The following is a 12,044-nucleotide window of genomic DNA, read 5'->3' on the forward strand; positions in this document are numbered from 1 at the left end:
TAAAGCACTTGTATTGACTTTTGAACTACTGATTACTGGGTACAATCGACCCAGCAGCATAATGTCTTCAATGAGTATAATGTTATCGATAGCTAAATTGTAAAAAAAATGAAACCCTATCCAGTAGAGTTCCGTCAGAAAATCCTAGACTGTTATTATAACGAACCCATCTCTCAAAGACAATTAGCGAAAAGATTCTGCGTAACCTTAAGTTTCGTACAAAAGCTTTTGAAGCAATCTCGAGAAACGGGAGATATTCGACCGAAGACTTATCGATGTGGCCGTCATTTAAAACTTACGCCAGAACAGATGATCGCCCTCGGTGATTTGATTGAGGAAAATAATGACGCAACTCTAGCCGAACTATCGAAACTATTCCTAGAAAGAACCGGTATAGTGTTAAGTGTGGCCACAGTGGCAAGAATAGCCGAACGCTTGAGAATCACCCGCAAAAAAAACTCTACAACCGACCGAAAAATAGATAGAAAGAGTCCAAAAACTTAGACAAGAATATAAAGGATAAAATTCGGGATGTATAAGATTAAACCCGAATCTAGCTATGACCAGAATCCAAGCTCGATCGCTTAAAGTAACTAGAGCGCACGAGACTAGACCTCTTCAAAAAAACCAAAATTTTGCAACTATTACGGAGATTACTAATTATGACCACAAACAATGCCGAGAATAACTCAATCTATCCCGTGCGTTGGCAAGATAACAAAGTTTGGCTGATCGATCAAACCCGTTTACCCATGGAGTATGGGGAAGTTGAGATCACCAGCAGTGAAGCCATGGCCCGGGCGATCGAAACGATGATTGTCCGTGGTGCTCCGGCGATCGGGGTAGCGGCTGCATACGGTATGGTTTTAGGAGCGCAGGAAATTAAAACCAACCAGAAAGAGGAATTTCTGGCTGATTTAACTAGAATAGCCGATCGATTAGCGCAAACCCGGCCCACGGCGGTGAATTTATTCTGGGCGATCGAGCGAATGCTAAAAGTGGCCCGGGAAAGTGGCCCAGAAGTGGCAGTAATTACCAAAAATCTCCTGGAAACTGCCCACAATATTCAAAAAGAAGACGTGGAAACCTGTCGGGCGATCGGTCGCCATGGTTTATTGACGCTGCCGGAGCAACCGGAAAAACTGACAATTTTAACCCACTGTAATACTGGTTCCCTGGCCACGGCCAGTTATGGTACTGCTTTAGGGGTAATTCGTTCCGCTTGGACGGCGGGAAGATTAATACAAGTGTATGCAGACGAAACCCGGCCAAGGTTGCAAGGGGCAAAATTAACCGCTTGGGAATGTGCGCGGGAGGGAATTCCCGTCACCGTGATCACCGATAGCATGGCGGCCCACTGTATGCAGCAAAAACTGATCGATGCGGTGATCGTTGGGGCCGATCGCATTGCGGCCAATGGGGACACGGCCAACAAAATCGGCACCTATTCCCTCGCAGTGGTGGCAAAAGCTCATAATCTGCCTTTTTATGTGGCTGCCCCCCTATCGACGGTGGATTTTTCCCTTAAGGATGGTACGGGTATCCCGATCGAACAGCGCGATAGTGCCGAAATTTATCAGGTGGGAACCACTACCCTTTGCCCTAGAAATGTTAACTTTTATAACCCTGCCTTCGATGTTACTCCGGCCGCTTTAATCACCGCTATCATTACGGAAAAAGGAGCGGTAACGCCAGCTGAATTAATTTTTTTACAGGAATACTAGGGGTGAGCTTTTTCCCCACTGACACCATTTTTATCTGGATTGCCACAGTGGGGAAAAATTCCGCCTCAATCTAATTGGAGGTGACGGCCAAGGGGAAAATGGGTAAGATCACTATTGACAAATAGACCGAAATGGCATATGGGCATAACATCAAGGAAGACAATGATTAGGATTTGCTTTTAAGCTGTTCCTAATTTAAATTGCTTGTTGAGACGAGGCAAGAGGCTTCGGCCGTGAGCTCAGCCGAACGGCAAAAGGCAACAGTCAAGGGATTGGGGGAGGTTCGGCTAATCTAAGAATAAGCGGGTTAAATGCGTCTTAGCTTATCTATAGCGTTTTTCAGTCTGCTGAGGTACAAAAGTTATGGGTTTTAGGCAAAAGGCAAGAGGCAAAAGGCAAAGGGGAAGAAAAACAGGTGTACCTCACTAGCTTAGGAAACGCTATATAGTTAAATGCTATTATTCAGCTTAATTAATCTTAGTTAATCCCCAGATAGATCTTTTTGTTTACTTAAAAGATTTGTGTTGAGATAGTCTAAAAAAACTAAATGAACCAGAGCTTGGTTTTATTCTCTTAAAACCCAAGCAGCTCGAAAATTTATTCCTGTTAAATCTTTACCTAATCGAGATTTAAACGATGTTATAATGGAAGGGTAAAGACCAAGCTCCGAACGGTAAAGTGTAGATTTAGGTAGATTTGAGGGGGATTTAAGTATCTTGGCAGGCCTTACTTTTCGTAAGTAGAAATAAAATCAACTGGAAAAAGGAAATTGCCGGATGAAGATAAGAAAGTGGAATTCAAGAAAGGGAGAACGGAGTGAAGTCAATGTTGGGGGGGACTCTAATAATCCAAAATTCAAAATTAGCAAAGCAACGTCCAATTCGGCAAAACTCGTCAAAAAATATGAATATAGTGCGGGTTGTCGTTGTAGAGGATCACGATTTAACTCGCATGGGGTTAGTGGCGGCTCTCCAGCATCGGGAGGGAATTCAAGTCGTAGGGGAAGCGATCAGTGGATTACAGGGACTGAAACTGCTAGAGGAGACCAAACCCCATGTAGCGATCATCGATATAGGTTTACCCATGATCGATGGGATCGAGTTAGTGCGACGCTTCCAACAAAATCGGGGCGAAGACAGCTTGGCCACGAAAATCCTGATCCTAACCATGCACAAAACCCCAGAACAGGTTTTAGCGGCTTTTGCTGCTGGGGCTGATTCCTACTGTATGAAGGATACCAGCGTCGACAAATTAATCGAGGCGATTTATTGCACCTGGGAAGGCAATCCCTGGATCGATCCTGCGATCGCCAATATTATCCTGCAACAAGTGCGCCAAACAGTTCCCGTGGGTGGGGCTGCCAGGTCGAAAACAGTGGCAATTCACGGCCTTGACCCAGAATATCGTCAATTATTGGAAAATGCGCCCCTAACGCAACGAGAGCTAGAAATTCTCGATCTGATTGTTGCGGGTTGTAGTAATGCCCAGATTGCCAGCCGACTCTATATCACCATCGGCACGGTGAAAACCCATGTCCGCAATATCTTAAATAAACTCTCTGTGGATGATCGCACTCAAGCGGCAGTGCTGGCCCTGCGATCGGGATTAGTAGATTAAAAAAAACCGGCACCCTAACCATATAGGATGCCGGTTCGGTCAAAACTAGAAACTAGACTGACGCTGCCACTTTTGCTTCGGCTGCCATTAGTTTTTCGTAGGTTTCACGCATTTTGAGACCGACCAATACTTGGAATAAACCCGTACCATTGGTGGAACCGGGATAATCCTTGTGTTTGAGCAGTAATTCCGTCATTTCACCGTAGTATTTAGTGCCAGTTTTGCTCAAATGGCTTTCGATGTAGATCATTTCTTCCAGGTTATCGAATTGACCATCTAGTTCCAGAATCGACACTTCATTGCCCAAGAAGCCATCTGGACCATAGTAGAGTTTAATACCGGGATAAGTGCAGGTCAATTTACGACCACAGGGCCGCCAATCGATGGTGGAACCTTCATCAAACAGATAAGCGGGTTCAAAGTTTTCTACCCCTTCTTTCTGGATTAAACGGACCCGCAGTAATTTACTTTCGTGATCTTCAAGTAATTTGGTGGGCAGCACTTGAATCACCACGTCAGCGTACTGTCTTTGGGGATCGATATAGGCACTGAAATCGGGTTTTCTAGAATTAATGGCCGCCATCACATCATCATAGGTGTGACCGCGCTCGGCCATATCCCGTTGAATTTTCCAGTTAACTTTGACTTCATCGCTAATATCGAGATAAACGCTGAAATCTAATAGGGCCCGGACTCGTTCATCATATAAGGGGTGCAGTCCCTCGATCACGATTACCTTATTCGGTTCGATGATTTCGGGGGGATCGATCATCCCCGTTTCATGATTATAAATAGGTTTATTAATGGCTTGACCTTCCTTGAGAGCTTTAATCTGCTCATACATTAGGTCAAAGTTATTCGCTTTCGGATTGAGTGCGGTGACACCCACCTCTTTTCTCTGTTTGCGATCGAGGCAATGGTAGTCATCTAAACAGATCACTGTCATAAACTCGGCCCCGAATAAATCGGTCAAACGACGTAAAAAAGTAGATTTCCCACAACCGGAGTCCCCAGCTACACCGATTAGAACCACGCGCTCTGGCTTATTGGCCATAGTTTCCCTCTAAATACACAACTAATTGTTAACCCTATAGTATGTAATTAAACCAGACTCTGGATCCAGCAGTACCCCGCCGCCACAAATTTCTGCTGCTGACAGGTTCGGCGAGAGCCTTACGCTAGAATGAGTAGGTATTTGATACTAGATATTCTGTTCAGATCATACCGGAATCAGTGGCCAAAATCAGTTATCAGTTATCAGTTATCAGTTATCAGTTATCAGTTATCAGTGGAAAGTGGCAAGTGGGGAGAATACACAAAAGCTGTCTCCTGTCTCCTGACTGGAAAGAGGGTGTGGGGAAAGAAACCTCTTTCATCTGTGCTGGTGAAAATTTTTTCATCAGGACTAACTCCTAATCCCCAACTGAGAGGGTGCGGTGGGTGTGGAGAAATTTAGTCATTTCCTCCACTGCTAGAGGAGAACTGATGCGATTGCCTTGCATTCTCTCACAACCTAATTCTTGCAGGATTTCTAATTGTTGTTGGGTTTCTACTCCCTTGGCGATCGCTATTAAGTTAAAACTTTTCGCTATCGCCAGCAATGACGAGATAAAACGGGTATCTTGGGGAGCATCAGTCAGTTTTTTTGTTAAAGACTGCTCTATTTTCAGTTTTTTGACGGGAAATTGACCGAGATAGGCGATCGAAGCGTAACCGCTGCCAAAATCATCGAGGGTAATACTAACACCCAATTTCTGCAAATCCCCAAGAATTCGACCAGTTTCGCGGCTATTTTCCAGTAAACTTGTCTCGGTTATTTCCACCTCCAGAAAGAAAGGCCCGATTTTGGTTTCAGTCAAGACTTCTTTGAGGGTGGTGAGCAACTGGGGATCGCGCAATTGGTGCGGGGACAGATTGATCGAGATGGGAGTGTATAATAATCCCCGCTGCTGCCATATTTGTGCCTGTTGACAGGCATTTTTTAGCACCCAACGATTAAGCTCAAGCATTAACTCGCTTTCTTCGACTAAGGGTAAAAAACGACTAGGGGGGATTAATCCGAATTGAGGGTGTAACCAGCGCAATAATACCTCCAATCCTTCCACTTGCCCCTGAGTGATATTAACTTGCGGTTGATAGTAAAGAGCTAATTCATTATTTCTGATTGCCTGATAGAGAAAATATTCAACTTTAGAACTACGAGTATTTTTAGGGGGAACATTAACTGAATCTATCTGGGAGTTATTATTTATATTATTTTTGACTGCTACTAAATTTTCCTCCAGTTTCTGTAATATTTCTTTCCTGTCTGTGCCGTCGGGGGGATAGATAACTGAACCTAAACTTAGTCGCACGGCCAGGGAGTGATTGTCGATTTCGTAATTACTTTCTAGGGTTTTAATAATTCTTTGACTAACTTTTCCTAGATCATTAGCAGCATTAATTTGTGGCAGCAGGATAATAAATTCGTACCCTCTCCAATGGGCGACCATATCCTCTGATCGCAAACTTTTTCTTAAACGTTCAATTAAGATTTTTAATAGTTTATCTCCCAGTCGATAACCTAGTTGATTGTTGAAATTTTTTAGCCAACCTACATCCAATAATAACAGCCCGATCAGTTTATTATTTTTCTGGGCATTATTAATAGCACTTGAGAGGTATTCATTAAAGAGAGAACGGTTAGGTAAATCCGTGAAAACAACCGAAGAATATTCCTCTTGAATCTTGCTATTAAAACTTATGATTTGCGATGGAGCTTGATGGAGAATTAAGGTACTTTTTGCATGGGGGTCATTATCGCTAGAATGGGTTTCATTTTCCGTAGGGTTCCCTTGTAACTGTCCTAGACTTTCAACTGATTCTCGCTCTATTTTTGCTTGACTGGCTATTAAATGAAAACTGGCATTTATATCACAGCCAAAGTTAATTAAATCACCATCTTTTAATTCATGAATTAAGCATTTAGACCCATTTACATAAATGCCATTATGACTTTTATTTCCCTCTAAATCACCATCAAGAATCCAATAGGAAAATTTTTGGCTATCAATACTCTTTTTAATTAAAGTCGCATGATAGCGAGACGCGTGTTTGGAGCGAAGAACAATTTGATTATCAGACTTACGACCAAGAGAATATTTCATGTCCTCTAGGGTAATTGTTCTTCTACCTTGAGGATCTTCCACAATCAGGAGATAACGGGAATTGGATGAACCATTAATCATTTTTTCAGCACCTCGACAAAACTAAAAATATAAGTTAATATGTTCTTTCAAAAGCTATGGCTTATTCGTCTTTAAGTTAATTTATTTTCTCAATAAAGTGTTGGGGGTAATTCGGAACAGTTACTTAACAGCAATTGTGTCACATCTTCGGGGTTCAAAGTCCGAGTCAGCCAAAACCATTGTACTTCTTAACAATCGAGACGTGGGCAAGTGTCCAACTGTTGTAAACTTTCTCCTCCGACGGCAATAACGACAATAACTCGTAAATTCAAATTCTGCTCTAGGCTGATCATAGTCGATAACATGGCTAAATGCTTGGTTTTTGATGGTAAAGATTGGATAAAGGTTTGATCGATCGATCTTCAAACTGTCGAAGGTGTATTTATAAATATAACTTAATCAGGAATAGCCGGCATCAAAATTATCTAAAACCAACTGCATCCCTAATTCCCGCAAGTCCCTTAAAGCTGAGTTGGCAAAGCTCTCATCCTGCATGATGCAGTTTTCATTAATTTAGACCTGCTGCATCTCACATTTGCAGAAATACCGACTATCAGCAACAAACTAATACAAATGTACGGGCAACCGTCTATAAGCATCCTACTTGCAAAGCTAATGCTTTCTGACCTTTAGGGGAGGCACTTTCTCCACGGACATCTAAAACCACGCGCGTGGGTCGCGAAGTCCTGTACTCCCCAAGGGGTTTGGGGAGTAGAAAGCCTCAAGGGACTAGATTGAGTGATAAAATCAGAAATAAACCCCGATTTTAGCAGAGATTTTCCCTTTAAAAATTCTAACTTAGTAAATTGACAAAAATGAGATGTACCCCGGAGGAATTCTCCCTATGGATAGCAACCGATTAATCGAAGAATTAAAAAATCCCGACTTTTATTCTCATTCTGTCAAAATTCCCGTTGAAATTATCCAAACCCATGCTTCAATTATATTCTTGACAGGAGATTATGCCTATAAAGTCAAGAAACCAGTTAATTATAATTTTTTGGATTTCTCCACTTTAGAAAAGAGAAAATATTATCTAGAACAGGAACTAGAGTTAAATAAAAAAGTTGCCGCTAATATCTATCTGGAAGTTTTGTCAATTAATGAAGAACAGGGTAGCATAAGTTTAAATGGCAAAGGAAAAGTGATAGAATACATTTTAAAAATGAATCAGTTTCCCCAAGAATGTTTACTGAGTAAAATTTTTGAACGGGGAGAAATAACGGAAAAAGCGATCGAGTCTTTGGCTGAAAAAGTGGCGCAATTTCATCGGCAAGCTGTGACTAATTCCTATATTACTCAGTTTGGCAATTTGGAAATTGTTAAACAAGCTTTTGATGAAAACTACCAACAAACCGAGAAATATATTAATTTTGTCCAAACCCAAAAACAATACGATGAAACAAAAGCTTATACAGATAAATTCTTCGCAGAACACCGAGATTGGTTAGAGGAAAGACAAATAAAAGGGATGATTCGCGAATGTCACGGCGACTTACATTTAAATAATATCTGTCAGTGGCAGGGAGAAATACAATTATTTGATCGCATAGAATTTAATGAATCTTTTCGCTTCGTTGATGTCATGTATGATATTGCTTTTACAGCGATGGATTTAACCGCTAGGGGGAGAGAAGATTTCGCTAATTTATTTGTCAATACTTATCTAGAACAAACCGCCGACTGGGAGGGTTTAAAAGTCTTGCCTCTCTACCTGACTAGACAAGCGTATGTGAGGGCAAAAGTCAATAGTTTTCTGCTTGATGGTGACAGTTTTTCTGAGAAAATTAAAGCCAATGCACAGGATTATTATCAATTAGCTTGGCAGTACACCCAACCGCAGAAACCGAGATTAATTCTGATGTCGGGATTTTCTGCATCGGGTAAGAGTACCATAGGGAAAGTAATTGCTAAAAATCTTAATGCTATTCAGATTCGTTCCGATGCAGTTCGCAAACATTTGGCTGGAATTGACTTAAATCAAACAGGAAGTCTAGATATATATAGTCTCGAAATGAGTCAAAAAACCTTCGCTAGACTAGCGGAATTAGCCCGAATTTTAATAACTTTAGGTTATCCAGTTATTCTCGATGCACGCTACGATAAATTTGCTTGGCGAGAACCCTTATTAACCTATGCCCAAAATTTACAGATTCCTTTTCATATTGTCCATTGTCACGCACCTATAGAAGTTTTAAAACAACGGATTGCCGCTAGAAAAGGCGATATTTCTGATGCTACTATCGAGGTTTTAAATGCCCAAATTGAGAAAACAGAACCTTTTCATGAAAAAGAACAACCCTATCTAATTTCCCTAGACACTACTAATCCCGATTGGCGAGAATTTTTAGAGAGTCAATTAGGTAAATAGGTTGAGATGAATCACCGATATAGCCATTCTTATAAAGTAGCAAAAAGGAGAAGTGATTATGGAAACGGTAGTGTTAAATATCGAGACAGTTAATCTGACCGATGAACAATTTTATCATCTCTGTCAGGCTAATCAAACATGGAATTTAGAACGTAATCAAAAAGGAGAATTGTTAATTATGCCTCCCGTGGGTGGAAATAGTGGTAATCGAGAAGCTGATTTAATTGCTGATGTAACGATTTGGAATCGTCAAAGTAATTCTGGTAAAGTCTTTAGTTCTTCGACAATTTTTCGTTTACCAAAGGGAGGATATCGTTCTCCTGATGTTGCTTGGATAAAACGGGAAAGATGGGAAGCTTTGAGCGCAGAAGAGCGAGAAAAGTTCCCACCTTTATGCCCAGATTTTGTGATTGAATTACGTTCTCGTACTGATTCCTTAACCTCTTTACGCGAAAAGATGCGCGAATATTTAGCCAGTGGTTTACGTTTGGGTTGGTTGATTAATCCTCAACAGCAGCAGGTGGAAATCTACCGACTAAATAGCGGTGTGGAAATTATTAATTTACCTGCGATTTTATCTGGGGAAGATGTCTTACCCGGGTTTGTTTTGCATTTAACCTAGGAAGGATGACAGGGAATAACAAAGGGAATGACACCGAGTCAGAATGTCTCTATTTTGTCAAAACATTTCCAGAAAAGCGATCGATTGTCAGCTTGAAGGTGTATAATCTCTCAAAAGCCAGCATCAAGCTACAAAGTTCTCAATATCGCCCAAAAAAAACATCAGGATTTCAGGAACAGATGCCCTGGCTACTTCTTCAAAGAAAGAGGAAACTCTCAGCCACAACATTGATATTTGTCAATAATGTCCCCTAAAATTTTCAATCATCACTTTACTCCTCTTAAATCCCTCTCTCTGGGATTATTTCTCCTACAAGCTTTCACTCCCCTTACCCTAGCAGCCCCCCCACGAGAACCGGATCAAAGCGTCGGCTGTGATATTCTGGTGGTGGGTGGTGGTTTAGCCGGTGCCGGTGCGGCCTACGAAGCCTTATTATTAGGAAAAACCGTCTGTTTAACCGAGATTACCGACTGGGTGGGGGGACAGATATCTTCTCAAGGAACCTCAGCGTTAGATGAAAGACGGACACAAAGAGAAAAATTATTTTTCCCGAAAGGTTATCTAGAATTTAGGGAAAGAATTAGAAAACATTACGGCAAACAAAACCCCGGGGAATGTTGGGTAAGTGGGTCTTGTTTTTTCCCTTTTGACGGACATAAATTATTATTTCAACAGTTAGAAGACGCTGCCAAAAAAGGTAAAGGAACCCTGAAATGGTTTCCCTCCACGGTAGTCAAAGAATTAAATATTGAAACTTTACCCAATCGCGGCACCGGTCAACAGATTACCAGTGTAATTGCCATTCAACATAGTCCCGCAAAAGGTACTCCTCCCCTAAATACCGAGTTTTTATCGCAAAAAATGGAGGATATCTATCGCTACGAAAATTCTCCCCGTTTTGATAAAAAAATCCTCCGTTTTGTCTCCAAATCCTCCCAACCGAATCAATTAGCAGATTGGTATGTGATTGAAGCGACCGAAACCGGGGAAATCATCGGATTATCAGATATTCCCTACCGTTTAGGTGTCGATAAGCGCAGTTATCTCGAACCTTCTTCCTCTAGCGTCACTGGCGACCCCTACTGTACCCAAGGCTTTACCTATACCTTCGCCATGGAGGAAACAGAAAAACCACAAACCCACGAGAAACCCGTTTATTATGAACGCTATGCCCCCTATTTTAGCTATGAATTGCCGCGATTAGCCGATTTTGACCTAGTTTTCACCTATCGTCGTATTTGGAGTCCACAACTGGGTAAAGAGAAAACCTTTGGGGGAATTACTTTTACCGAACCCGTCCCGGGGGATATCTCCATGCAGAATTGGACTTGGGGAAATGATTATCGTCCGGGGACTGCAAAGGATAACTTTATCTACACCCGTGAACAGTTGCAAGAGTTAGGACAGTTATCTCCGGGGGGATGGATGGGAGGATTACGCACAGAAACCCTCGCCAGGGGCGAAGAACACGCCATTTCCTACTATTATTGGCTAGTAGAAGGAACCACCGATTCCCAGTTAGGGGACGGGGTAAAAGTTCCCCATTTGAATAACCGTTATCTGTCCGGTTTTGATTCTCCCATGGGAACTGCCCACGGTTTGTCAAAATATCCCTATATTCGGGAAGCAAGACGGATTATCGGTCGTCCTTCCCTGACTTTCCCCACTGGTTTTACCGTCACAGAAATCGATATTTCCCGACAAAATTTTCAAAGCGATTTCTATCGTCAAAATCTTTCTCCGGCAGAATATCGGCGCTTAATTGCCACCTTGGCAGGATTAGAGGGATTTTCCGTGCTTGATGGCACATTATCCCCCGATCAGGCCGTTAAACGCAAGCGATCGACTATTTACCCCGATTCCGTCGGTATCGGTCACTATGCGATTGATTTTCATCCCTGCATGACGGAACATCCCCCCGAAAAACCGGGTAATACAGAAAAAGCAGGAGAAAGACAGGGACAGGGCCAAGCTTACCCCTTCGAGATCCCTTTAAGGGCTATAATTCCCCAAAAAATCGATAATTTACTGATAGCGGGTAAAAGTATCGCTCTCAGTCATATTGCCGCGGCCGCCTATCGTGTCCATTCCTTCGAGTGGTCCTCTGGGGTAGCTGCTGGCATCACGGCAGTGTATGCTTTAGATAATAATGTACTGCCCTATCAATTAGTAGAAAGTGATTTTCTCATCGGCAATCAACAACTGCGAGAATTACGGCAAAAAATCGACGCTAGTGGTAATCCCACTGTGTTCCCCGATGCCTCAATTTTCCGGTCGATGGATAATTGGTATTAATTAGGGTCTGCTGAAAAAGTTTGTTGGTGGGGTTAGGGTGCAGGGTCTGGGGTTTTAAGCTAAGACGCATTTTCACCCCCCTATCCTTAGATTGGCTGAATCTCCCCCAATCCCTTTACTGTTGCAAGAGTGCCTCATCTCAACAAGTAATTTAAGTGGGTGGGCAGCTTACCAGCAATTCTCATTTT

General features: G+C 42.2%; 8 protein-coding genes. 6 read left to right on the forward strand and 2 right to left on the reverse strand.

What is annotated here, in order from left to right; all coding sequences use genetic code 11:
- Positions 1-108 precede the first annotated feature (108 nt).
- The 3 genes from IM462_RS01950 (at position 109) to IM462_RS01960 (ending at position 3,341) form a co-directional block, all read left to right on the forward strand.
- Positions 109-504 carry a helix-turn-helix domain-containing protein gene (locus IM462_RS01950; RefSeq protein ID WP_287700358.1) on the forward strand — a complete coding sequence of 132 codons (396 nt, stop codon included), beginning with the start codon at positions 109-111 and terminating at the stop codon, positions 502-504.
- A gap of 158 nt (positions 505-662) precedes the next feature.
- Positions 663-1,724 carry an S-methyl-5-thioribose-1-phosphate isomerase gene (gene mtnA / locus IM462_RS01955; protein WP_287700360.1) on the forward strand — a complete coding sequence of 354 codons (1,062 nt, stop codon included), beginning with the start codon at positions 663-665 and terminating at the stop codon, positions 1,722-1,724.
- A gap of 903 nt (positions 1,725-2,627) precedes the next feature.
- Positions 2,628-3,341 carry a response regulator gene (locus tag IM462_RS01960; protein WP_287700362.1) on the forward strand — a complete coding sequence of 238 codons (714 nt, stop codon included), beginning with the start codon at positions 2,628-2,630 and terminating at the stop codon, positions 3,339-3,341.
- Positions 3,342-3,393: 52 nt separating this feature from the next.
- On the opposite strand, the gene IM462_RS01965 is transcribed toward IM462_RS01960, so the two are convergent.
- Together IM462_RS01965 and IM462_RS01970 are read right to left on the reverse strand one after the other, a co-directional pair.
- The gene (locus tag IM462_RS01965) at positions 3,394-4,395 is read right to left on the reverse strand and encodes a phosphoribulokinase (protein WP_287700363.1); all 1,002 of its coding nucleotides are present in this window, start codon (positions 4,393-4,395) and stop codon (positions 3,394-3,396) included.
- Between the two features lie 358 nt (positions 4,396-4,753).
- Positions 4,754-6,568 carry an EAL domain-containing protein gene (locus IM462_RS01970; RefSeq protein WP_287700364.1) on the reverse strand — a complete coding sequence of 605 codons (1,815 nt, stop codon included), beginning with the start codon at positions 6,566-6,568 and terminating at the stop codon, positions 4,754-4,756.
- A gap of 844 nt (positions 6,569-7,412) precedes the next feature.
- Here IM462_RS01970 and IM462_RS01975 point away from each other — a divergent pair.
- The 3 genes from IM462_RS01975 to IM462_RS01985 all read left to right on the forward strand — a co-directional run bounded on the left by IM462_RS01975 (position 7,413) and on the right by IM462_RS01985 (position 11,856).
- Positions 7,413-8,939, forward strand: coding sequence for a bifunctional aminoglycoside phosphotransferase/ATP-binding protein (locus IM462_RS01975; protein ID WP_287700366.1), 1,527 nt, complete (start codon positions 7,413-7,415; stop codon positions 8,937-8,939).
- Between the two features lie 58 nt (positions 8,940-8,997).
- Positions 8,998-9,561 (forward strand): Uma2 family endonuclease, encoded by a 564-nt coding sequence (locus tag IM462_RS01980; RefSeq protein ID WP_287700368.1) that lies wholly within the window; start codon positions 8,998-9,000, stop codon positions 9,559-9,561.
- Between the two features lie 243 nt (positions 9,562-9,804).
- Positions 9,805-11,856 (forward strand): FAD-dependent oxidoreductase, encoded by a 2,052-nt coding sequence (locus IM462_RS01985; RefSeq protein WP_287700370.1) that lies wholly within the window; start codon positions 9,805-9,807, stop codon positions 11,854-11,856.
- The last annotated feature ends 188 nt before the right edge of the window (positions 11,857-12,044 follow it).

Origin of the sequence: Microcystis sp. M144S2, from assembly GCF_020246065.1 — a bacterium.
Taxonomy (GTDB): domain Bacteria; phylum Cyanobacteriota; class Cyanobacteriia; order Cyanobacteriales; family Microcystaceae; genus Microcystis; species Microcystis ichthyoblabe_A.